Source organism: Periweissella fabaria (assembly GCF_918814575.1).
GTDB lineage: Bacteria > Bacillota > Bacilli > Lactobacillales > Lactobacillaceae > Periweissella > Periweissella fabaria.
Map to the genome: position 1 here is coordinate 479,512 of NZ_CAKKNS010000001.1, position 22,267 is coordinate 501,778.

25 protein-coding genes and 1 pseudogene are annotated in these 22,267 nt (G+C 39.8%); 11 read left to right on the forward strand and 15 right to left on the reverse strand.

Annotated elements, in window-relative coordinates; translation table 11 throughout:
- Positions 1-23: 23 nt before the first annotated feature.
- The 3 genes and pseudogenes from LQZ75_RS02415 to LQZ75_RS02425 form a co-directional block, all read right to left on the reverse strand.
- On the reverse strand, positions 24-1,244 hold the full coding sequence (locus LQZ75_RS02415) for an MFS transporter (protein ID WP_230096252.1): 1,221 nt from the start codon (positions 1,242-1,244) through the stop codon (positions 24-26).
- A 167-nt stretch (positions 1,245-1,411) separates the two neighbouring features.
- A pseudogene (locus LQZ75_RS02420) lies at positions 1,412-2,518 on the reverse strand (acyltransferase).
- A gap of 123 nt (positions 2,519-2,641) precedes the next feature.
- Positions 2,642-3,907, reverse strand: a complete 1,266-nt coding sequence (locus LQZ75_RS02425; RefSeq protein ID WP_230096253.1) for an MFS transporter — start codon at positions 3,905-3,907, stop codon at positions 2,642-2,644.
- Positions 3,908-4,110: 203 nt separating this feature from the next.
- Here LQZ75_RS02425 and LQZ75_RS02430 point away from each other — a divergent pair, with 203 nt between their 5' ends.
- On the forward strand, positions 4,111-5,070 hold the full coding sequence (locus tag LQZ75_RS02430; protein WP_230096254.1) for a cation:proton antiporter: 960 nt from the start codon (positions 4,111-4,113) through the stop codon (positions 5,068-5,070).
- Between the two features lie 362 nt (positions 5,071-5,432).
- Here the strand turns inward: LQZ75_RS02430 and LQZ75_RS02435 are convergent, their stop codons facing one another.
- The 5 genes from LQZ75_RS02435 to LQZ75_RS02455 form a co-directional block, all read right to left on the reverse strand.
- The gene (locus LQZ75_RS02435) at positions 5,433-5,765 is read right to left on the reverse strand and encodes a conserved phage C-terminal domain-containing protein (protein WP_354002014.1); all 333 of its coding nucleotides are present in this window, start codon (positions 5,763-5,765) and stop codon (positions 5,433-5,435) included.
- The gene (locus LQZ75_RS02440) at positions 5,762-6,238 is read right to left on the reverse strand and encodes a hypothetical protein (RefSeq protein ID WP_230096256.1); all 477 of its coding nucleotides are present in this window, start codon (positions 6,236-6,238) and stop codon (positions 5,762-5,764) included. The genes LQZ75_RS02435 and LQZ75_RS02440 overlap by 4 nt, the downstream gene beginning before the upstream one ends.
- A gap of 214 nt (positions 6,239-6,452) precedes the next feature.
- Positions 6,453-6,668, reverse strand: coding sequence for a hypothetical protein (locus LQZ75_RS02445; RefSeq protein ID WP_230096257.1), 216 nt, complete (start codon positions 6,666-6,668; stop codon positions 6,453-6,455).
- Between the two features lie 162 nt (positions 6,669-6,830).
- On the reverse strand, positions 6,831-7,742 hold the full coding sequence (locus tag LQZ75_RS02450) for a phosphatase PAP2 family protein (RefSeq protein ID WP_230096258.1): 912 nt from the start codon (positions 7,740-7,742) through the stop codon (positions 6,831-6,833).
- A 211-nt stretch (positions 7,743-7,953) separates the two neighbouring features.
- Positions 7,954-8,346: an NUDIX domain-containing protein gene (locus tag LQZ75_RS02455; protein WP_230096259.1), complete on the reverse strand. Its 393-nt coding sequence runs from the start codon at positions 8,344-8,346 to the stop codon at positions 7,954-7,956.
- Between the two features lie 307 nt (positions 8,347-8,653).
- On the opposite strand from LQZ75_RS02455, the gene LQZ75_RS02460 reads away from it, so the two are divergent.
- The 8 genes from LQZ75_RS02460 (at position 8,654) to LQZ75_RS02495 (ending at position 13,335) form a co-directional block, all read left to right on the forward strand.
- Positions 8,654-9,214 carry a tetratricopeptide repeat protein gene (locus LQZ75_RS02460; protein WP_230096260.1) on the forward strand — a complete coding sequence of 187 codons (561 nt, stop codon included), beginning with the start codon at positions 8,654-8,656 and terminating at the stop codon, positions 9,212-9,214.
- Between the two features lie 101 nt (positions 9,215-9,315).
- Positions 9,316-9,549, forward strand: a complete 234-nt coding sequence (locus LQZ75_RS02465; RefSeq protein ID WP_230096261.1) for a hypothetical protein — start codon at positions 9,316-9,318, stop codon at positions 9,547-9,549.
- A 242-nt stretch (positions 9,550-9,791) separates the two neighbouring features.
- Positions 9,792-10,352: an alkaline shock response membrane anchor protein AmaP gene (gene amaP / locus LQZ75_RS02470; RefSeq protein WP_230096262.1), complete on the forward strand. Its 561-nt coding sequence runs from the start codon at positions 9,792-9,794 to the stop codon at positions 10,350-10,352.
- Between the two features lie 15 nt (positions 10,353-10,367).
- Complete coding sequence (locus LQZ75_RS02475; RefSeq protein WP_230096263.1) at positions 10,368-10,574, forward strand: DUF2273 domain-containing protein; 207 nt, start codon at positions 10,368-10,370, stop codon at positions 10,572-10,574.
- 11 nt (positions 10,575-10,585) lie between these two features.
- On the forward strand, positions 10,586-11,125 hold the full coding sequence (locus LQZ75_RS02480) for an Asp23/Gls24 family envelope stress response protein (RefSeq protein ID WP_230096264.1): 540 nt from the start codon (positions 10,586-10,588) through the stop codon (positions 11,123-11,125).
- A 143-nt stretch (positions 11,126-11,268) separates the two neighbouring features.
- Positions 11,269-11,577 carry a hypothetical protein gene (locus LQZ75_RS02485; protein ID WP_230096265.1) on the forward strand — a complete coding sequence of 103 codons (309 nt, stop codon included), beginning with the start codon at positions 11,269-11,271 and terminating at the stop codon, positions 11,575-11,577.
- Positions 11,578-11,706: 129 nt separating this feature from the next.
- Entirely contained in the window at positions 11,707-12,159 is a 453-nt protein-coding gene (locus LQZ75_RS02490) for a hypothetical protein (RefSeq protein WP_230096266.1), read from the forward strand.
- Between the two features lie 528 nt (positions 12,160-12,687).
- Complete coding sequence (locus LQZ75_RS02495) at positions 12,688-13,335, forward strand: hypothetical protein (RefSeq protein ID WP_230096267.1); 648 nt, start codon at positions 12,688-12,690, stop codon at positions 13,333-13,335.
- Between the two features lie 88 nt (positions 13,336-13,423).
- On the opposite strand, the gene LQZ75_RS02500 is transcribed toward LQZ75_RS02495, so the two are convergent.
- From LQZ75_RS02500 to LQZ75_RS02510, 3 genes are all read right to left on the reverse strand, one after another.
- The gene (locus LQZ75_RS02500; RefSeq protein ID WP_230096268.1) at positions 13,424-13,882 is read right to left on the reverse strand and encodes a phosphate-starvation-inducible PsiE family protein; all 459 of its coding nucleotides are present in this window, start codon (positions 13,880-13,882) and stop codon (positions 13,424-13,426) included.
- 105 nt (positions 13,883-13,987) lie between these two features.
- Positions 13,988-14,602: a hypothetical protein gene (locus LQZ75_RS02505; RefSeq protein WP_230096269.1), complete on the reverse strand. Its 615-nt coding sequence runs from the start codon at positions 14,600-14,602 to the stop codon at positions 13,988-13,990.
- A 20-nt stretch (positions 14,603-14,622) separates the two neighbouring features.
- A complete protein-coding gene (locus LQZ75_RS02510; RefSeq protein WP_230096270.1) occupies positions 14,623-15,615 on the reverse strand; it encodes an alpha/beta hydrolase in 993 nt (330 codons plus the stop codon).
- 202 nt (positions 15,616-15,817) lie between these two features.
- On the opposite strand from LQZ75_RS02510, the gene LQZ75_RS02515 reads away from it, so the two are divergent.
- The gene (locus LQZ75_RS02515; protein WP_230096271.1) at positions 15,818-16,306 is read left to right on the forward strand and encodes a GNAT family N-acetyltransferase; all 489 of its coding nucleotides are present in this window, start codon (positions 15,818-15,820) and stop codon (positions 16,304-16,306) included.
- A gap of 59 nt (positions 16,307-16,365) precedes the next feature.
- Here the strand turns inward: LQZ75_RS02515 and LQZ75_RS02520 are convergent, their stop codons facing one another.
- Complete coding sequence (locus LQZ75_RS02520; protein ID WP_230096272.1) at positions 16,366-16,881, reverse strand: pyrophosphohydrolase domain-containing protein; 516 nt, start codon at positions 16,879-16,881, stop codon at positions 16,366-16,368.
- A 278-nt stretch (positions 16,882-17,159) separates the two neighbouring features.
- Positions 17,160-19,376, reverse strand: coding sequence for a glycoside hydrolase family 3 N-terminal domain-containing protein (locus LQZ75_RS02525; RefSeq protein WP_230096273.1), 2,217 nt, complete (start codon positions 19,374-19,376; stop codon positions 17,160-17,162).
- Positions 19,377-19,631: 255 nt separating this feature from the next.
- Between LQZ75_RS02525 and LQZ75_RS02530 the strand changes: the two genes are divergently transcribed.
- A complete protein-coding gene (locus LQZ75_RS02530; RefSeq protein WP_230096274.1) occupies positions 19,632-20,801 on the forward strand; it encodes a helix-turn-helix domain-containing protein in 1,170 nt (389 codons plus the stop codon).
- 141 nt (positions 20,802-20,942) lie between these two features.
- Here the strand turns inward: LQZ75_RS02530 and LQZ75_RS02535 are convergent, their stop codons facing one another.
- Positions 20,943-21,416, reverse strand: coding sequence for a GNAT family N-acetyltransferase (locus LQZ75_RS02535; RefSeq protein ID WP_230096275.1), 474 nt, complete (start codon positions 21,414-21,416; stop codon positions 20,943-20,945).
- A gap of 243 nt (positions 21,417-21,659) precedes the next feature.
- Positions 21,660-22,178: a GNAT family N-acetyltransferase gene (locus LQZ75_RS02540; RefSeq protein ID WP_230096276.1), complete on the reverse strand. Its 519-nt coding sequence runs from the start codon at positions 22,176-22,178 to the stop codon at positions 21,660-21,662.
- Positions 22,179-22,267: the final 89 nt, after the last annotated feature.

Consider the following 22,267-nt stretch of genomic DNA (forward strand, 5'->3'; position numbering starts at 1 on the left):
TGTATATTTTAAATAATTCGCAATTATTTGCGTAAACTTGCCAAATGCGTCCGACTAAAGAACAACACGATTAGATTAATAATTAACAATGCTGCTGTCACGGCAAAAATCGCTTGGTAACTAAACACCCCTGAGATAATTGCCCCCAACATTGGGCCCACGACCCCACCGATGGCTTGTGCAGATTGATTAAAACTAAAGATCCGCCCAAAAACATCCCGCGGTACACTAACCGTCAGTGCCGTTTGTACAGCTGGTAACATCGCCGCACTCGCCATTCCTAGTAACAACCGCCATAACGCCAACATCCACGGATTAGTAACAAAATACATCGGAATAAAGAATAGCGTTGCTAAAATCAAGCCGCCAAATAAAATTTTACCAGCCCCGATACTATCCATTTTATGACCAACTTTGCGCGCAACCAAAATGGCCCCAAAGCCCGGCATTGCCGCTACTACCCCACTAACAAGGGAAATATTACCATGTCCATGCATCAATTCAGCGACAAATAACGAAATAATTGGTCCCACCGACATCAAAGCAGTTTCTACAATCAAGGTCGTCAATAATAATGTCCAAATAAGTTTCGTATCACCAAGACTATGCCAAAAATCGGCCCCATGCTTGATATTTTTAGCTGGAATTGGGGTGAAGTGTTCATCAGCTTTAAACCAAGTCGCAATAAAGACTAATCCCATAATCACCCCCGTCACGATAAATGGAATCCGATAGCCAAAATAATTGGCCAAGACCCCACCAAATAACGGACCTAATAGTGAACCACTAACACTAGCCGTCATCATGTTTGTCATGACGACCCCAGATTCACTCTTTTGCGTTTCGCCAGCCATCAAGGCCGTTGCATTATTAATGTAACCAGAAAATAACCCTTGGACTAAACGCAGTAAAATCACGAGCCACACATTACTTACTAATCCCGTCAATAAAATCGTTATCGTCATCACCCCAGAAGCCCGCAAACACATTAATTTACGTCCTTTACGGTCAGCTAAGCTCCCCCAATACGGTGAAATGATTGCTTGTGCGAGGTATGTAATCGCAAAGGCAATCCCAGAGTATAAGTTCAACTCAAACCGATTAAAATTCCCTAAACTACCAATAAATAACGACAAAAACGGCATTGTCATTGAAAACCCAAATCCAGTCATAAAGCAACCAAACCACATTGTATAAAACGTTGCACGCCATTGTTTGGAGTTATGATCAGGTTCACTTGCCATATTAATCAACCTCATGCTTTCTTCTTACTGTGTATTAACTTATCACTTTGACATTACTAAAATGAGCGCCTACTTTCTTTTTTACATTATCTTAATTATTTTGGCATAATGCAAGTCAGGGCCTTTTGACCACAAAAAAAGATGTCTCAAAAGACATCTTTTAAAAATTATTGCTTAATCGTAAACTGCTTCACCCATAATTTTTGGGGCATCATTAATACTCTCATTAATGGTGTCCAAATTAGATTTGTGATTGTTTCAGCTATCAGGGTTAATCCGAGACTTAAACCAAAAACAATTATCACAATCAATAGTGCAAATGGTAATGTGGCTTTCCCACTTCCTAACCAATGGATGAAAAATGGATAAACAAACATATCGACGACAAATGACATCAAGTAAATCGGTAAAGTGTATTTGCTCAACCACGTGATCCACTTATGCGACCGTTTGGCAAGAACATTAATTAGCATGAACAAGGCAACCGCTTGCATCATCACCAGTAACGAAGGATAATTTCCTTCGGCTCCACCAACAAATGGATTACGTCGTAACATGTTAATACCAATACCAGCCAATGTTGTAATTATCTCAAGGCTTAAAATCCAAAACCAATTAATATTGATTGGAAATTTACGTAAATATGCTCCTATTAAATAATACACGTACGGATATAGTTGGTAAATGACATGTAGATTGATCGGCAAATTAATGCCAAAACCACTAGCAAGTGGAGTTGGCAAACCAATGGCAATCATTAAAATACCAATCATTAATAATAACCAGTACTTATTATTTTCATCAAAATAATTAATAATGATATTAAGGATTGGAATCAACAAATATAAAATTGCATAAATTCAAACATACCACGCATAACTAATTAATTGATAGCTCCAAATGCCGTTCCATATTTGACCAATTGATAAAGTTTGTTGCTTAACGGCAACTAAAATCATATATGTTAACAAGCTGCATATCACATATAACAATAACACGCGTCCCAGTTTAATGTAATATTGATAACTAAAACGCTTATTGAGCATTAAGTATCCAGTACACATAAAAAACAACGGGACACTAGTAATAAAAAGCTGATAATCCGTTGCCATAAACAATGCAACGTAGCGACCAAATATATTTGCCGGAATAGTATATTGAATATTTAACCGAAAATGAACCAATAAAACAGCAAAACAAGCAAATACTTTAATATAATCAATCCCAATAAAGTGCTGAGGATGATTTTTACTTACATTTGACATATTAACCATTACTTTCTGTATTTAATAATTGCTTAAATAATTGTACATCCTCATAATTACATGTCAAATAATTTCAAAAAAAGAACACGCTTATCGCATGTTCTTTGCTTAATATCTTTTAAAATACGGTTATTATGACTTAGCCAAACCTTTGTGCATTGCACGTATTGCTTTCCGGTTAGCATTATTACTATCAATTAGTGCCCGCCGTTGCATAATGATAATGCCAAGATTTAGTACCAAAAGTGCCGCTGTCGCTAAGAAAACATAACTATATCCTAGCGCTCCCGAAATACTTGCTCCTAGTAACGGACCAACAACCCCACCAATCGATTGAAAGCCTTGATTATAACTAAAAATACGACCAAACGATTCACTTGGCACGGCTAAGGTTAAGACCGTTTGTACGGCTGGTAACAACCCGGCATTCGCCATGCCCAAGGCAAAACGCCATGCCGCCAACGTCCATGGTGAACTGACAAAAGCCATCGGTACAAATGATAAAATTGCTAAGATAATGCCACCAACCAGAATTTTTTCTGGACCAATTTTATCCATCTTACGCCCAACATATCCCGCTACTAGTAACGTTCCAATCCCTGGCATCGCAGCCACGAGCCCACTAACGAGAGAAACATCCCCAGTACCATGCATCAGTTGATTAACAAACAATGCAATAATTGGACTAATTGACATCAATGCTGATTGAATAATCATCGTTGTTGCAAACATTGTCAAGATTAACTTAGGGCGTTTGATTGTATGCATCATTTCACCCAATGGCTTCATGGCTTGCTTCTCAATTGGCGTGAAGTGTTCATGGACATTAATGATGGTCATAATGAATGCTATTCCCATCAGAATCCCCGTTATAAAAAACGGCACTCGATATCCAAATAAATTGGCTAAGACACCACCAAATAATGGGCCTAAGAGATTGCCGGATACATTAGCTGTCATCATCTTAGCCATGACGGACCCGGAATGTTCCCGACTAGTTTCGCCAGCCATTAAGGCCGTTGCGTTATTAATGTACCCGGAAAATAACCCTTGTAGCATGCGTAATACGATTACCATCCAAACGTTTGTTGCTAAGCCAATTGTAAAAATGGTAAAGGCCATCACACCAGATGCACGTAAACACATCAACTTACGGCCCTTTAAATCCGCAAGTTTTCCCCATAATGGTGAAATAATTGCTTGCGCCAAAAATGTAATCGAAAATGCGATTCCCGCATAGAGATTTAGTTGAAATTGACTAAATTGCCCTAACGTTCCGATAAAAAGTGGTAAAAATGGCATCGTCATTGAAAAGCCCATTCCGGTAATAAAACACCCGAGCCAACAAGTTATAAACGTACGATGCCATCCCTTGGAGTTCTCTGGATCTCCTTGCATGTATAAAAAACCTCCTAATACTTATTAATGAATACCACTATAACATGTTATACAATGATAAGCATTATTTTGAGGACTTTCATTCCAAATTTTTTTCTGGTATACTATCATCAATATATTTTTCGGTTGAAGGTGTCTTCAAGAATTAACTAGTCGGGGAGCTAGTTGGTACTTGGGGACCCTTTTTTTATTTGGAGGAGTTTATGATTTCAATAATAGTATTAATTCTAGGAGCCCTTTTAGTTGGTTGGTTAGCCACCAAATTACACTTACCGGCGGTAATTGGTCAAATATTAACCGGTTTACTTTTAGGTCCAAGTTTATTAAATTTAGCTTTACCGACAGATTGGCTACACCTTGGTGGTGAGATTGGGGTTTGGTTACTAATGTATGAAGCCGGAATTGCCGTTGATACCAAATTACTTAAGGCTAATTTCAAAATCGCTAATCGAGTCGCTTGGTTAGGAGCCTTAGTCCCATTTACCGTTTTCATGCTCATTGAATTAGCATTACACCAAACTTTATTAGTCGCTAGTTTTAGTGGTCTCGTTTTTGCAGCAACATCAATTTCAATTACGTTAGCCGTCTTAGGAACTCACCATCAACTCGGTTCACGGATTGGTAGTGTTATTCTTGGTGCTGCCATTATCGATGATTTAATTGCCATTATCGGTCTAACTGGTTTAACCATGTTAACAAGTGGTAATGGTTTTAACTGGGCGAATTTCTTACCATTAATCTGGTTTATTTTAGGTTACATCAGTCGTCGTTTTACTCGTATAATGCCAGTATCACATGGCTTAATTACCCTTGCCACTTGGACAGTAATCCCACTATTTTTCGCTGGCATTGGCCGCCAAATTGATTTAGCTAGCCTCAGTAGTCATCTTGGTCCGCTTGTTTGGTGGACCTTAATTGCAATTATTACTAAAATGTTGGGTGCTATCCTGGCTAGTAAATGGAGTGGTGTGTCACTCCTTGAAGCTACCGCCATTGGTAGCGGGATGATTGCACGCGGTGAAATGGCCTTGGTAATTTTAACCGCCGGCTTGGCAAGCCAGTTAATTACTGCTTCTCAATTTGGCTTTTACACGGCCGTTGTCACATTAACAACCGTGATTGCCCCCTTCATTATGGATCCGCTTTTTAAGCGATTAAAGTAAGTTAAACTAAACATATCAAACAAAAAACAATCAAATTTCCGGACACTGATTCCCTTAAAATTGGCTTGCATCCAACTTAAGGGAATTTTTTATGCTTTTTTCGCAAAAAACGAGCTACCATTACTAAATTACCAAACGCACCACCAATTTTAGTTTCAATCCACAAATGACGTATCAACGTTCCTCCTATGCTGAGAAAATTCAATACCCCAATACAGTACGAGTATTTTGTTTTTTGACCACATATTTTTCAAATTTTTTTATTTCACCTCCACCTCATCACCTGAATTGGAAATACAGTACGAATCTTTTTCAAAATGCACCAAAATATTTTATTATTTTTTAATTTCTCAGGTAATTATTCACTCATACCACACTTCCTCATCGCTGCATGACCCATTACGTTTGTCTGAATTACTAACGTTCTCGTTGATATAATTATCAAACTTTGCACCAAATAACGTCCCTGGACGTAAATACATATTATATTTTTCGTCATTGAGCCAGTGACTAACCTTGGTGTCAATGACCTTGATGAAATCTTCAACTTGATAGCCTTCTTGTAAGCGAGCATTAAGCAACTTTCTTGTTGATATTGCCTTTGGGTTATATCGCCGGCCAGTCTTAGCATTCAAATGCGTGATGATCTGGGTGCAGGCCTCTTGATTGCGATCTGTGCTCTGCTCGCTGTTTATTGTTGTTTATTATATTTAGTGTTTATTTTATTAGTACTTATTAGTTGCGGGTTTTCCAATACTGGTTTTTCCAAGGGTGGATAATCCAATACTGGCTTAACCGGCGCCGGAAAATCCGGATGTGGTGAAAAGCCACTTATATCAGTCTTTAGCACTGTTCTTGGAGCCACATTTCCAAAAACTGGCAACATTGATAATTCCCATAATTTTTCTTGTTTGCCATCTGAATTTGGAAGGATTTTTGCACAACGCAAATAACCCGCTTGTTCAAGTTCACTAATTCCTTGCATGAACGTATCATGGCGAGCAATATTTTCTGCGATTACTTCTTCTGCCAGGAACTCCCACTCATCCCCCTGACTATATAGATATAGAAATATCCCTCGGGCATGCCAACTCAAGTTCTTGTCACATGCAACTTGATTATCAATGACCGTATAATTTCGGGTTTTCCTGCGATAAATTTTAACCATTTTGCCCACCTCACTCTACTAAATAGACTCTTACCTATACAGTCAAATAAGGCCGGTAAAAGTGGGCATAAATTTTGTAAATAAATAAAAAAACTGCCTAGTATCTCCAGGCAGTTTACGTTTATTTTTTAAGAGTCGTATTATAAATTTGCACACTACCCTTTCCACACAAAAAGTCCCTCCGTGCAGCCACGAACGGACTTTTGCTTTGCCCTTAAGCTTGGTGGGCCTTCCGCGGCCACAAGTACGCCAAGATGGCAATTGGGATTATGCTGATTAGCCCATTTTGCCAACTTGCTAAGTGCGTGTATAGATACTCCTTGATATTGTGATCAATTAGATTGGTGCCAAATAATCCATATCCTACGAGTAACAGACCGACATACGCGACAAATACTGTCGTCCGTTGTTGCTGTGTTAGTTGTTTCATCCCCAACCACCTTCATTATTTTTTAAGTTATTAGCATCAGTATATTACAAAAAAATGCGCTTTAATAACTTTTTTTGATGCGGGGCGCTATAAATAAAAAATTGGCTGGCATATCGTTGGTTGAATTCCCAGCGCATGCCACCCAATTAATTGTGTACTGTTTTAACCTAAGTATTCACTCCCAGTGTGAGCCGCTACTCGGTGATATAATTCACGCATCACGAAGTAAATCAAAGCAGTTAAGAAGAATGAAAAGACGACATCAGATGTGAAGTGGGCGCCGACAATTACCCGGCTAAGTCCCATAATGGCGCCATAGGTAATCCCGATTGTCCAGACGTATTTCCGTTTGGCTTCACCAATAAACCATGAGAGGACAATAAATGTCGTGCCGGCCATTGTGTGACCTGATGGGAATGATTTATGACCATTGGCCCCATTTGGGTGGAGCCATGACGTAAAGTCTGATTGAGCTTTGTTCAATTCATATGGCCGTACCCGACCCCAATATTCTTTCAAGGCCCCATTAACTTGCAAGGCAAACCACACAGCCAAGCTAGCAAAGATGGCAACCAATAACAATTGTTCGATTTGTTCGTTCGTTTTAGTCCGAAGCCAGAATTGTAACAATGCAGTGATCACAAGATACACCACCATCCACAAGATAAACATTGTTACAGCACTCAAGCCTTTAGTTGCCGCATCACTGTTGGCTAATCCAATTGGCTTGTGTTCAGCCAAGTTAGTTGCCCATGAGACACTATAACTAACGGCTTCTTTCAAGTATTGGCGTAATTGCCACAATGATAACCCTAGGCCACCTAGAAAAGCGGGAATTGCGAATAACTTATTATCTAAGCTCCGCACGGCATAGTGCATCACAATTTGACCGGAAATAATAAAGACTAAGGCAATTGGGAATTCCCCAAAGGTTTGGAAAGTTGTTCCAAAAATATTATTATAATCAATCAAAGTATTGCTAATTGCTAAATCACCAAATGTGGCAATCGCCATTAAAATAACAAAAACAACCGCTGAAACAAGAAATAATTGACGCTTACTAGTATCTGACATTAACTGTCTCCTTTCGTGTAATCTAAATTTACCATTAAATTAATTAATTGTTGTATAAGCTGTGTAAAAAATCGTAAATACTCTGTAAAACGAGCGTAAATATTTGCTTTTTGAGCCAATAACTGTTAAAAACTGCAACAATACAAAAAAACGACCCATCATCTATGGGCCGTTGTGACAATTATCTTGCTAGTTAGTTGTCCTGTCGTAGTTAAGGCAGGACGACAATACTTTGGAAAAAGGCATCGACCACAGCTGGTAAATAATCCAGCGTATGTTCAAGCTCATTGAATGACACCCAGTGGGCCGCCTGAGCACATGTTCCGGGTGTTAGCCTAGGCGTCGTCTTAGCATAACTTGTGACAAAACAAATTTGTGGATTCCCTTGATAGTCGAATTCACCTAACCAGTCAATTGCATCCTGGGCAATATCCAGGCCCAATTCTGTCTGCACCCGCTCGACAACAACCGTGCGGGCATCTTGGTTGGCGGCGACACTACCACCAGGAATAACGGTATATTTATGATCACCAGTGACACTGCTAATCAATAGTACTTGACGTGCTTTTTCATCAACGATTAAAACGGCTGCTCGTGTTCGCATTTCACTACCTCACTAATTTTGACGATTCCAACTAACATCGATCTATGTTAAGCGTACTACTTTGTGTTTTCATGAACAATAATCTTAACGCTAATTATGCGCTACATGTCCTAAAATAACTAGCCTCAGCATACCTAATTTTTATGTGATTGTGCTATCACCGGGATGTATTAATTACGTTAATTTTTAACTACAAATTAGCCAATTAGCCGATTTTCAGGCTTTTATTTAAAAAAGGCCGTAATTTATTTTAATAATTTGCTATAATGGTGGTGTTTAGTAAGTAAAGAAATAGGTAGGACTTCCGATGAAATCAACTCAGAACCAAAATACTGATTACGAATACTATTTACAAGCCGGTTTAGCGTTGATTAATGATCAACAATTTGCGTCTGCAATTGTCGCCTTTGACAATGCCATCAAAGCTGACGCTAGCCAAGCCATCGTTTATCAATACCGCGGGGCAACTGAATTTGCTCTTGGGAATATCAAAGCCGCCATTGCGGATTATGACCAGTCAATTACGCTAAATGCCAACGAAGCTGGTTCCTATTTTAACCGTGGGATTGCTTATGAAGCCCAAGGTGAATTTACAAAAGCGATCGCTGATTATGATGTCGTCTTAACGAATAATCCTAACTACGCCAGTGCTTATTTTACACGTGGTAACGCCTACTTGGCTTTACAAGATTTTGATGCCGCGATTAAAAATTACAGTCAATCATTAACCTTACGACCAGATGATCCCGAAGCCTTATTTAATCGGGCGAGTGCATATCATGCCTTGAATAACTTTGATGCAGCAAGTGCTGATTATCTAACGGCGATTAATTTAAATCCTAACTTGGCGAATGATTTACTGCAATAATCTTTATTTTCATTTAATCAAGTCGCATTAAAATTGACCTATCGTCTCAGCAGCCTTAGTGTTGTTGACACACAATATTTCGTATATCGAGGTGACGTCTTTTGAAAAATACTGTTCATAATTTAAATCCCATCGTCATTGCCCAAAAGCTTATGTTACGTCAACAACCAGCGCAACTGGATGATGCAACGATTAATCAACGGCTCATCGAAGATTTTAAAACGACGGCACCTACCCTACCAATGCCCCGCTTAGATCTCCAACAAGTCCTCTGTGCGCTCCAAATGCGCCGGACGTTAGCCCCACAAATGGCTTATAAAAATAACCAACAATAATCTAAACAACGATTCAATAAGCGAAGAGGCCGCTACTGGTTTCTTCGCTTATTTGTTACGGTTTATTACCAATATCGTTGAAAACCCTTGCATATTATGCAGCTAATCCGCAAATAACCTTTTTTTAATTACTTTTGTTAGAATGACCGTAATGGGAACTTAATTGACTTCTCACTACGGTCTTTTTTTCCACCGTTTCATGCTATTGCAAATCATATTCCATCAATTGAGGGGGTGGTAAAGTGAAAAAATGGCAAAAATTTATTTTGTCGCTTCTCCTAATTTTTTATGCAATACCCGTCGCTAACTTTGTTTGGCCACGTGAATTTAACCAAGCCCTCCAAGCAATCAACGAGTTCCTACCAAAGCTGCACATCCCCAAAATTGCTTGGGCTGCGGTTTCATTTAACACCGGTCTCATCTTATTGGGTATTTTATTATTAATCTGGTTAATTGTGTTATTTGCGCCAATCGCGCGCCTCGAGTTATTGTTACACAAAGACTCCGCCGGCCAACTTGAGTTAAGTAACAAAAGTATCGCTAGTTTTACTGCTATCGCCGTGCGCAATGCTGGTTTAGTTAATCCGCAAGTTAACGTTAAAACAACTAAGCACCGAGTTAAGATTAGGATTAAAGCCACCACTGAAAGTGAGGCGGCGTTAAAACCCGAACTTGAAGCAATTGCCGAACAGCTCAATCACCAGCTAGCCAACTTTATTGGTGATAAACAGGTCAAGATTCATACTAAGATTCTCATGCATCAAAAGCCGCATCAGGAAAAAGCACGCCCACGCGTCGTTTAAAAAGGAGGTAATCCATTGAAGCATTTACTAAAACAACCTCCTGTTATCGGCCTACTCACCGGATTGCTAATTGCCGTTTTATTTTTGGTATTAGGCTTCTGGCGGACGTTGTTGCTACTGTTTTTAGCCGGTGCAGGTTGGTGGTGTGGTAGCTACATGCAAAAACATCAGTTATCACCCAATGATCTTATTCTTTTAATCAAATCAATGTTAACTAAATAAGGAGATATACGATGACTACAATTAATAATACAACTGCTAAAGATGCCCCTAAGACAACCGTTGATGGTGAATTATCATTTGATGATAAAGTTATTCAAAAAATTGTCGGCATTTCACTTGAAAACACCAAAGGCCTCCTCGCCATTGATGGTGGTCTTATTGCCAATATTAAAAACAAGCTGGTGAACGCTGAAAACCCAACTGAAGGTGTTGATGTCGAAGTTGGTAAAGAAGAAGTTGCTGTTGACCTCAACATCGTTGCGGAATACGGTTGCGATATTCACAAGTTATATGACCAAATTAAAGAAATCATCGCCCGCGAAGTTAAGAAAATGACTGGTTTGACCGTAGTAGAAGTCAACGTTCGTGTGATTGATGTCCAAGGCAAAGCTGAATTCGCTGAAAACAACGTTTCGCTCCAAGACCGAGCTAGTGACTTAACTGATTCCGTTAAGGAAGCCACTTCTAATGGGGTCCACAAAATTCAAGAAAACATCCATAGTGATGATGAAGATGCACAACCAGCTGTTGAACCAGCACGTGTCAAATAAACTATTAAGTTAATAATTTAATGCATGGGCTGAACGATTAAAATTCAGCCCATTTTTTGTGTTCTGACGCAACCGTAACCGCTTTCAAAAAATAGTTAAATTTGCTATGATTAAGTTAATTATTACTATTGGAGGCTTTGCTGATGAGTACGCTTGTCTTATATATTTTATTATTGTTGTTCATTTTAATGCCCAAACAAGTTCGTGAACGTTTAATTATTAAATTTGGTCGCTGGAGTTACTTAATTGATGTCGTCGTATATATCATTTTAGATCTGTTCATTTTACTTGCGACCAACCAGGCATATGCCGTCTTTGCCTTACTAATTATGATGGTCGCCTATGCCGTTGACTGTACCCAGATTAAGCACATTTTAGCAATGACTACGGACCCTGTTGTACCTGCTAAAACCACCCCAGCCGCCAAACGGGTTAGCAAAAAGTCACACTAATCTTAATTTTTAGTTGCGTTTAAGCAACCTAAATTGACTTTATTACTTGAATTTAGTTATTATCATAATAAGTTATTGGTAACATACCGTGTGTGTGTACCTAACCGTGAAAGGAGTTTAAAGGATATCATGTTTAAACTAAAAAAACCGCAAGTTATCTTTGGCATTATCATCGTCTTGGTGGTCGCCTTCATTGGTGGTATCGAATTACGCCACTACCAACAAATCCAACGCGCCAATGAAATTCAACGCGCCATTGACAAACAAACGAATGCCCATATTACAAGAGACCGCGTCGGCGTTAGCGTACCCGACCCCAAACACATTAACATCGTGCTCAAAGGTGGTACCGGTGAGCAAATCGGGGATATTTTAAGTACTGGTAAACCGCTTAAAAAGTTTGATTTTTGGCACGAATTAAAAAACAAAGTTAATGAAACTGATGACAACGTCCGTAAACAATTTGGTCAAGGAATCACCGTTAGTCTAATGGACCCAAATAATCCGACCAAAGCGATTTATTCAATCCGCGATGGGAAAGTCGTTTTCGATAAAGGCGCAACGGTTACGAATGTTAATTAACGGTTTTTCGTTACTATCAGTACTGCGAAAGCGCTATCATTTAAAATTATCATAAGTGCTTAAATTTTTTATAGGTTAAACAATTGACTATTTGGTCAAAAAAAGGTATATTCAATACGTTGCTAGAAATAGTGACTGGTTTTTAAAGAAGAAATGTGACGAATTGTAATTAACGCTTTTTATTTATATGACCTTTTCAACAGATCCCCCCATTTTATCTGTTATCTAATCGAACACCCCCCTGTTTAATTAGAAGGTTAAATAATTAGCTAAATACAAGCTAGTACATATAACAGCGGTAACGTTGTTTCTTAGTTAAAATCCCCCCTTAAAAACAGATAGTAGAGTCTTCCCCCCTATTTAGACTTTATTATCTGTTTTTTATTGTCTAAAAATGCTTCCGGTCAGTCCATGGCCCCACCGAATTACTTAACTTTTTATTCTATTAACCCTCGTACAACCCTTACAGAGAAGTTAAATGTTATAATTAAACTATCTATAAATTATATTTAGCTCTTGGAGGTTATCGTGAAAATTATTGCGATTATTTTATTCACTGTTACTGTCATTGCGTTAATCGTCTTTGTTTCCAGCCTTGCTCATACGCTGCGGTGGCGGCAAGTCAAAGAGATGCGCCAAAAATCACGGGGGGCATTAATCGGTAGCACCATGGTCATGTTTGTTAGTGTTATCGGTGGTATTTGGCTCTTTAACCTAAATACAACCATCTTGACTAATACTAAACCAGCCATTCAAAAAAAAGCCCCGGCGTTGCCTGAAGCGCTCAAAAGTGCCGCTAGTGCAAGTAGCGCTAGCAGTAAACCTAATAATCAAGCCAAAGGAACCATGGTTAATACATTCTCAAACGCCCAACAATACCCCTATCAAGAACTAATTGCGTCTGATAAGTTAGCTTCAAAGGCGTTTGGCTTAAATCAAGCCAAAGTTACGCAAGTCGGTGATAGTAAGGGCCATACGTTTGTCCTCGCTTTTGATACTAGTGCCCCTAAAGATGTCTATATCATGATCTTTAACGGCAAAGAAACGATTCATACCGGTAACACCCTGAACGTCACGGGTATTTTAGGTAAACGCACCACGTATCAAACAGCTGATAAACAAAATAAAACGGTGCCAACCATCAATGTTGTCCAATCGGTGATTTCAGGTTCATAACTTAATCATCAACGTGGCAGCGCCAGCTAGCATAACCAAAAAAGCCAGGAAAAATAAATTTTCCTGGCTTTTTTGTCCTGTTATTCATCTAAAAATCGTGTTCAGGATGTTCTTCCGTAAAAATTTTCCCGTCACGTTCATCATGGTGCTTTTGGGTTAAGATATGCCGTTTAGACAAGTTATAGGCAATAAACACAATCACTAATAAGGCAATTGCAGCCGCTTGAATCAACATATCTAACGTATCATTATGGATTACGAGTAAATTCCGCAACATCGCCGTAATACCAATATAGATAAAGTTCTGCAATGAAATCCGATCTTGAACGAAATATTCCCGGGTCAAAATAGCAAATTCAAAAAACATAAAGGTTTCCAGAATCATTTCTGAAATTTTATAAAAATTCACCGATGTGCCGCCATCCATTAGGCTACTCGCTAAATTCCAGATTTCTTTACCAAAGAAGCTGATCATAATCACACCTAGTGCAATCATCGCGACATCTAAAATTATCTGATATATTTTATCAATATAGTTCCTATTCAAGTGTGGCACCCTCCAAATAGCTTTATTTTGTAATGCTTTAATAGTATCAGAAAACCCTTGCTGCTTCACGTCTTTTTTCTGATACTACCTTGCCCCACCAAGTGGTTACTCTTTAAAACTAAATTTTAACCGGGGCCGCCGGGCTAATTGTTGCTTTTGGGCGGCCACCTTGCGGGCATGTTGTTTCGCCGCCCGTTGCTTAGCCGGGGTCGACAGCATTGCTAATTCATTTTCGAGTAAGTAATCATCGGTAATTAGATTTCCTAATTGCCGAAAGGTTATTGGAATCAAGCTATCATTTTGCAGTAGATATAGTTTGTTTTCTTGGCGAATGAAACTACACAAGATGGTCTGCTTGCCCAGGACATCTAAAATCGCTTTATGCCGGCGTAACTGGGCGATAATCGAGCTTTTACGAGGAAATTGACTCTTTAGTTCAATATTTAAGACCGTATCCCGGCTAAAGCGTAAGACATCAAACTCTTCCCGCACGTCATACGTAAACGGAAAATTAAGAATATAGCCGCCTTGCTTTGCGATCCCAAAATCAGGCAAACGTAAGAGTTGACGGGCTAACCCAGCTAAGGCTTTTGCTTCAACACAGGTTTTAGCTTGATTAGTCAGATAAGCGGGATCATTGACGGTTAAAAACACATCTAAGAGGGCCTCTGATTGAGTAGCATGCACGAGCGACCTTAATTGAATCATTCCATCTCCCATCGTTTTCTCCTGCCGGTCCCTTATTGTTGTTGCAACCACTCACTGACGAGCATCGCAGCAACTTGGGCTTGTGGTAAAACACCAAAGTAATCAATAAAACCATGCATTAGCCCTTGAAACACTGCGATTTGTAACTGCGGTTGTTGACCAGTAATCCGAGTGGCTAAGTCAGCATTAAAGACATCATGTTCAGCTTTAATAATTAATGTCGGCATGGTGGTATCTAGTTGCCAACTGAGTGGCGCCGCAATTTGTTGATTAATCAACGCCGTTTGGACATTTAACATCCGGTTGAAATCATTTAACAACGGTAAGGCCAACGGGTGTTTTGGCTGAGTACTCCCACCAAATTGCCACTGCGGATATATTAAGACTTGTCCGTTAATCAACGACCGATTAGCGGCCTCAGTCTGCATTGCCAACGCTGCCCCACTACTTTCACCGGCTAAATATAACTTAACGTTGGGTAACCATTGGTGCACAACGGCACTAACTTGGGTGATTTCAGCTAGTAAAGTTGGCAGCGTGATTTGGGTTATTAGTGGATAATCGACATTGACAATCAACCAGTCACTACCGAGTTGTGTTAATAAATATTGTAACCAATCGGCATTTCTTTCAGCGGTCCCATTAACAAGGCCCCCACCATGTAAAAAGATTAACGCATGCGTCGCTGTACCAGGAGTCAGTTCATAGATTTGGGCGCTTAATAAGCGACTAATTGGCCGGTGACTCGTCACAACTGAAACTGGCTGGCGGACGACACTGTATTTGGCGGGGGTAAACTGTAACAAATGCGCCAAGCCTTGATAGTCATGTTCATCCCATAACTGCTGTAATTTAGCGACCACCCGTGGTGATGGTTGTTGGCGTTGTTTAATTGCGGCATGCCACTCATCAATTGTGGCAGGGGTTCCCGGTAAGGTAACGATTTGCCCCATCTCAGTTGATTGAACTTCAAGATCCCGTAAACGTTGCTCGTAAGCCGCATCGGTTTGGTTAAATGCCTTCATTATTTTTCCTAACTATGTGGTCATTAATGGCCAACATTATTTATTTGCCTTAAATATTACCACATTTGCAACTCGCTTGCCTAATCGGCTCAGCATTAAAATAAACTGCCAAATATTTAAAACTTCTTTGCTGAAAATTCTTTAAAATAAGTTATAATAAAGGTCATATTAAATTTATTAAAAAATTGTGAGGGAATTTTCCATGTCTGATTTACACGTCCGTTTAGCTACTGTCGAAGACACACCTTTGATTCTTCAATTTATTAAAGAATTGGCCGATTACGAAGAACTACTTAGCGAAGTAACGGCCACCGAAGCCATTTTACGTAAAACTTTGTTTGAAGACCATAAAGCCGAAGTAATTATTGGTGAAGTTGATGAACAACCAGTTGCGTTTGCCCTTTTCTTTAGCAACTTCTCTACTTTTGTTGGTAAGCCGGGGCTCTACCTTGAAGACTTGTATGTTAAGCCTGAATTCCGGGGCGCTGGGTTTGGTAAGCAATTATTAGCCTACCTAGCTAACTTAGCGGTTACCCGTGATTACGGCCGTTTTGAATGGTGGTGTTTAGATTGGAATACCTCATCAATTGAATTTTACAAGCGCATGGGTGCCAAACCCATGGACGGCTGGACTGTCTACCGAGTTGATGGCGATGCCCTCACTGACTTAGCTGCTAAAAACGTACTCTAATAGTCTCATATATGTAAAAAAGGTCTGGAAAATCAATTTTTCCGGGCCTTTTTGTGCGCTTATAATTCTAATTGTGCTTGCGGATCTTGCTTTAAAACAGCCGCTTTAATCTGCTTTTCAGGGGCATGCTTAGCTTCCCAATCGGCGGGTTTCATGACTTTATTGGTTTGTGGATCAAAATGGGGTTGTCCATCGGCAAATAACTTAGCCATGTTTGACTCATGGATTGCTTGGATGGTTGGTTGCGGATCAAGCCCCATTAAAACCGCCGTCCCATACGCCAAATAAATAACATCCCCTAACGCATCGGCTTGTTTAACTAACGTTGGTTGTGGTTCACGCTTTTTAGTGCGCATTTTCGTCTGGGCCCGTTCAAAGGACGCTTGGAATTGCGCCATTGCGGCGGTAAATAGTTCTTCATTGGGACACGTGGTCGCCATAAATTCGACTAATTCTTCTAACACAAAGCCCGACCGGTAAATTGCTTCTTGCCACTCTAACGGCTTAGGATGGTCTGGTTTACGGTCATCAAACTTTTCATGAAACGTGGACGCTAATTCATATATATCTGTCATGGACACCTTCTCCTCAGTTAACTTCAATCCTTGCTTTCATTAAAGCATGTTTTTAAAGTTACCACAATGCCCACCCCGTAATCGACAAAACGGCCTGGAAAAATCAATTTCGCCAGGTCGCTTTGTTAGCTTTCTTGATTGAGCCCGACGTATGTCTAAGCACTGTTAATTTGAATTAAAATTGTTCAATATCTTAACTCGTTTAATTTCAAGGAATAGCTTTTATTATAATTATCCGACATTAATTCTAGATTAAAGTCCGCCATGCCGTAACTAAGCTATTGGGTAACTGTCACCGTGCCACTAGTTAACAGATTAGCGGAACTCAAGCCAACTTCAAACGTATAAGCGCCATCATCGAGATGTTGGGTCCCTTGATTATCATAGTAGCCGAGTTCTGCTAATGGCACGCTAATGGTCAACGCATGGTTGGCTTGTTGACTAATCCGCTTAGTTGCCACTAATTTTTGGGTCGGTAAAATCACCGCCGCTTGTTTAGGTTGTTGTAAGTACACTTGTAAGACATCTTCAACCGCTACGGTATCACTATTAACTTGACACGTCAGCTCAATGGTCGCAGCTGCGTGATTAAACGTGATCTTTGTTAACTCACAAGTAATATTATTTTGCCCATACGACAAGCCATGACCAAATGGATACAAGGGCGTATTGTCACAATCAATATATTTAGACACAAACCGTTCATTCGCATTCGCCGTGGTTAATGGGCGCCCGGTTGGTAAACTATCATAATGCAGTGGGATTTGGCCGACACTCCGGGGCCAAGACATCGCTAATTTACCACTGGGGGTCGCCGCCCCAAATAACATTTCGCGAATTGCCAGTCCCCCATTGGTTCCTGGAAACCAAACTAATAACAAGGCGTCAAAATATTTTTCAACGTCGGTCAAGACTAATGGCCGTCCAGTATAAATGACCCCAATCATTGGTTTACCTAAGGCGTGTAACGCTTTGATTAAACTGACTTGAGTCGGTGCTAAATGCAGATTCGTTTTGGAAGCCGCCTCACCGGATTGTAAGAAATCTTCACCGATCGTTAAGACAATTTTATCCGCACTGGCAGCAACTGCTAAGGCTTCTGCCGCTAATTCAGCATCTGTTTGGGCCGCTTCACTTTCAGCTTTAGCAAATTGACTCCCCATTTCCGTGGCGGTAACTTTAGCATCATACATGTTAAAACCTTTGGCGTACGTAAAGTCGTCATGGGCCGCTTCTAAGGCGGCTTTTAACGTTTTAACCTTACTGAAATCAGCATTAATGGACCCCCAGAGCCCCAATGTTAATGGTGAATTAGCAAACGGTCCAATGAGCGCGACTTGCTCACCGCTTGCTAATGGTAACTGGGCTGCGTCATTTTTCAACAAGACACTACTTTCAACCGTTGCTCGTTGACTAAGTTGGGTAAATTCTTCCTCGCTACCAAGATTATCAAAACCCCGATATGGATTTTCAAATAAACCTAAATCATTTTTTAGCCGTAACACGCGTAAAACCGCTTGGTCAACTAACGCTTCGTCTAAGGCCTCTGCGGCAATTAACTTCGTAATCCCATTAGCAAAAATTGTGGCCATCATGTCAATATCAACCCCGGCTGATAAGGCCGCTTTGGCCGCGGCTAAATCATCATCCCGATACCCCATCGTAATTAATTCATTTAAGGCATTATAATCGGATATAACAACCCCATTAAAGGCCGCTTGCTTGCGTAACACTTCCCCTAATAACCAGTTATCAACGGAAGCCGGCATGCCGTTGACAACCGTAAAAGCAGTCATAACCAGTTTAACCCCGGCTTCCACGGCGGCTAGATATCCGGGCAAATACGTATTTAACAGACTGTATTGTGATAAATCAGCCGCGGTATATTCACGGCCCGCTTCCACGGCTCCATAGGCTGCGTAATGTTTAATACAGGCTGCGACGTGGTGTAGATCGATCTTGGCATCGCGACTCAAGTTACCTTGTAAGCCCGTCACTAAACTGCGGCCATATGCGGCGACCGTGTGGACATCTTCACCCGGCGATTCCATCACCCGCCCCCAGCGTGGATCACGTACGACATCCAGCATCGGGGTAAAGACGACATGCACCCCATCAGCGGCGGCTTCTTGCGCTAAAAAGGCGCCAATTGATTCCAATAACTGCTCGTCATGACTCCCCGCTAATGCCAATGGGATTGGAAAAACATTTTTATAACCATAAATCATGTCATTCATGAACAGTAGTGGAATTTTAAGGCGACTTTTTTGTAAGTATGTTTTTTGTAGCTGATCTAACGTTCCTTTCCCGGACAGATTTAAAACTGATCCCGTTTCCCAAATATCAACGTGCTCCATTTTAATATTCAATTCTGGTCCGGTAACCACATCCCCATATTCGGCACCGAAAAAACCGGGGGTTAATTGCACTAACTGCCCAATTTTTTCCGCTAATGTCATTTCACTAATTAATTGTGTTAATCTAGCATCTTCCATTATTATTCCCTCATTGGTGGTCAAGTCACCAAAACGAATGCTTAGTCGCGCCACTTTCACTTTATTTTTGTAATTTAATTTTAAAAAAAGGTTTCATCAACATTTAAAAATGGTATAATATTTTTAGAAAAATAATTTCTTTCTAATGAAAGCGCTTCCTTAAATCACAATATTATTATATAATTGATTGCAGTAAAACGAAAGCCAGAAAGCTACTTACTTTTTACTAAAATACGTTGTCTTATGAGGGGTAATATGAATACAAATAAATTACAAACTCTAGCATTACTTGGCGAATCTTTGCATTTTACCTATACAACAACTCCTAACTTGCAAGATTTTTTTAAGCCACTTAATCTAGAACAAAATTTACAACAAGTTATCATTGATTATTTTACTGATAAAAGTCATACGGCGATTTGCCTAATTGATCATCAAACATTGCATTATATTGTTAAACTTGATGAATATTTGATTTTAACGCCATCGAAACCACAACGGAATATACATAAAGCAACCTCGGGCATCGCTGATCAATTCCAAACCGTTTTCAAATACGTTTTGGAAAATGTCTTCGATACCACCATTAATTGTGAACGCGTCGTTACTAATCAAAAAATCACTAGCACCACCCCACCATTAATCGTTAAACAAATGCCGTTACTCTTTAATGCGACTTCTAGTAAGCTGCTCTATAACATGTTTAATGATGGCCTCAAGGCTCGGGATTATGCGAAGTGTGTTAGTATTATCCGCGTCATTATTTTTGCTAATCGTAAAAGTAATGCCCTTTACCCTACGGCCCAAAGTCGCCAAATTTTATCTGAAAAATATATGAGTGTGGCCTTAATTGTCATTATTGGCCAACTAGCGATTGCGGCGGGCCTAGATGCTAATCAAATTTACGCCATTTGTGATCAATTCTTAACAGAAGTGGAAAATGCCCACGAACCGACTAATTCCTTCATTGATCGTTTCTTACTGGATATTTTAGCGACGCCGGAACAAGCCCACAAAGTTGAAATTGGCCAATTTGAGCAAATTGTCCAAACAAACATCTTCACTAAGTTATCAACGGATGATATTGCCAAGCAAATGCATATCACGCCTAATCAATTGCGTAGTATCGTTAAAAATGATTTGCAAATCACGCCGATTGAATATATTAATCAACAAAAAATCTACACGAGCTACAGTCTTTTGCGGATGAATACCAAACTAAAAACGTATGAAATCTCGGAAATGCTTGGCTTTTATGACTCATCACACTTTATCAAAGAATTTGAACGCGTTTCGGGCATTACGCCACGTGAATATCGAAAATTAATCGTTACTGATCCTAACAAGGAAGTTGCCGTCACGCCTAAAACACCCGCTAAACGGGGGCGCAAACCTAAAGTCGCCGTCGGTAGCGATGCCCAATAATTAAAACAAATACCCCTCTGACATGTTGGCAGCATATCAGAGGGGTATTTTGTAAGTAAATTTATGAATGAAAGTTTTAATCCTTAGGGGATTGATATCATCTTAAGCGTACAAGATTAAATGAACTTAAAAAATTAACAACTATGCAAACTTAAAGGTGTAAATATCTTCATCATCCTCAGTTTCAACATATTGAAAGCCAATTTTCTTGAGTAAATTACTTGAAGCTTCGTTTTCCGTTTCGACGGCCGCAACGACGGCTTCAATGACCGGATCGAGATGAATTTCAGAAATCACCGCTTGGAGCACTTTATGCATGTAGCCTTGACGGGCATAAACGGGATTAGTTGTGAAACCTAACCAGAATTTTTGGCCATCACGTTGAACGTAAATATCACCAAGTAAGGCTTGGTTATTATCATTGCTAACAACTGCAAATTGGTGCCCTTCGTATAAATCAACTGGTTGTAGTAGTTCTTGGGCAAATGTTTCCGCTGAGAGCCCCTTGAATCCTTGATACTTCATCCAAGTTAAATCATTGTGATATTTTGTAAATGCTGGAATTTCTTGCTCGGTAAACGGCCGAATTGTAAAATTATCCGTCTTTATTTGCATCCACTATACTCCTTTGCACGTTAATTAACGTATTAGTGTACTTATTATAGCTTTTACATTTAACGTTGAGAAGAAAATTTTTAAAGATTTTGAATTTTTACTAACTTTTTCACAAAAAAACCGGTCGAAATTTACGTTTCGGCCAGCCTCTTTGCAGATTAAATAGTTTTTCAAATAACATTGTATTCTAAGGAATATCAGTAGTTTACTGCCGCAAGATTAAATGAACCTAAAAACGCCCGCTTATTTTAGGAGTTTAGCCATTATCATTTCATCCGCAAAACCATCACTTTGCTGAATGGCTTGTTTTTTAATCCCCTCAACCGTAAAACCCAATTTTTCATACAGGTGCTTGGCGACCGTATTTTCGGGGATGACTGATAATTCTAAGCGGTGCAATCCTTGGTCTTGCGCGTATGCCAGTGCCGTGGTTAATAAGCGCTGCCCAATTCCTTGATGCCGATACGTTGCATCAACGGCGACTACAATTTGGGCGCTGTGTTGAATTTTTTGTAAGGTTGAACCTTGTAGTAATAAATAACCACACATTTGTTGGTCCGCAAACGCCCCGAAAAAAACGCCACTCTGGCTACTTTGATCAATTACCATTGCAGTTGTATCGACATCCCAGTTGCGTTCACCAGGTTGATACAATAAATACGGTGCCGTCGCATCAATTCTTTGCAAACACCCTAATACCACCGGTGCATCCGCAACGGTCACTGGGCGAATATCAACACCTAGGTGCTTCGGTTTTAACATAAAAGAGCCTCATTTCACTATAATACCTAATATATCGGCCACCCTTACAATAATTAAAGCGCTTCTTTACCTTTTTTAAACCATTTCTT

Bases quoted from the DNA above. Each gene is read 5' to 3' on its own strand.
- LQZ75_RS02425 (WP_230096253.1), bottom strand. From the start codon at position 3,907: ATGCAAGGAGATCCAGAGAACTCCAAGGGATGGCATCGTACGTTTATA.
- LQZ75_RS02510 (WP_230096270.1), bottom strand. From the start codon at position 15,615: ATGAAGGCATTTAACCAAACCGATGCGGCTTACGAGCAACGTTTACGG.
- LQZ75_RS02450 (WP_230096258.1), bottom strand. From the start codon at position 7,742: ATGTCAGATACTAGTAAGCGTCAATTATTTCTTGTTTCAGCGGTTGTT.
- LQZ75_RS02535 (WP_230096275.1), bottom strand. From the start codon at position 21,416: ATGCAAATAAAGACGGATAATTTTACAATTCGGCCGTTTACCGAGCAA.
- LQZ75_RS02430 (WP_230096254.1), top strand. From the start codon at position 4,111: ATGATTTCAATAATAGTATTAATTCTAGGAGCCCTTTTAGTTGGTTGG.
- LQZ75_RS02540 (WP_230096276.1), bottom strand. From the start codon at position 22,178: ATGTTAAAACCGAAGCACCTAGGTGTTGATATTCGCCCAGTGACCGTT.
- LQZ75_RS02415 (WP_230096252.1), bottom strand. From the start codon at position 1,244: ATGGCAAGTGAACCTGATCATAACTCCAAACAATGGCGTGCAACGTTT.
- LQZ75_RS02515 (WP_230096271.1), top strand. From the start codon at position 15,818: ATGTCTGATTTACACGTCCGTTTAGCTACTGTCGAAGACACACCTTTG.
- LQZ75_RS02485 (WP_230096265.1), top strand. From the start codon at position 11,269: ATGAGTACGCTTGTCTTATATATTTTATTATTGTTGTTCATTTTAATG.
- LQZ75_RS02480 (WP_230096264.1), top strand. From the start codon at position 10,586: ATGACTACAATTAATAATACAACTGCTAAAGATGCCCCTAAGACAACC.
- LQZ75_RS02455 (WP_230096259.1), bottom strand. From the start codon at position 8,346: ATGCGAACACGAGCAGCCGTTTTAATCGTTGATGAAAAAGCACGTCAA.
- LQZ75_RS02440 (WP_230096256.1), bottom strand. From the start codon at position 6,238: ATGGTTAAAATTTATCGCAGGAAAACCCGAAATTATACGGTCATTGAT.
- LQZ75_RS02525 (WP_230096273.1), bottom strand. From the start codon at position 19,376: ATGGAAGATGCTAGATTAACACAATTAATTAGTGAAATGACATTAGCG.
- LQZ75_RS02505 (WP_230096269.1), bottom strand. From the start codon at position 14,602: ATGGGAGATGGAATGATTCAATTAAGGTCGCTCGTGCATGCTACTCAA.
- LQZ75_RS02460 (WP_230096260.1), top strand. From the start codon at position 8,654: ATGAAATCAACTCAGAACCAAAATACTGATTACGAATACTATTTACAA.
- LQZ75_RS02490 (WP_230096266.1), top strand. From the start codon at position 11,707: ATGTTTAAACTAAAAAAACCGCAAGTTATCTTTGGCATTATCATCGTC.
- LQZ75_RS02445 (WP_230096257.1), bottom strand. From the start codon at position 6,668: ATGAAACAACTAACACAGCAACAACGGACGACAGTATTTGTCGCGTAT.
- LQZ75_RS02530 (WP_230096274.1), top strand. From the start codon at position 19,632: ATGAATACAAATAAATTACAAACTCTAGCATTACTTGGCGAATCTTTG.
- LQZ75_RS02520 (WP_230096272.1), bottom strand. From the start codon at position 16,881: ATGACAGATATATATGAATTAGCGTCCACGTTTCATGAAAAGTTTGAT.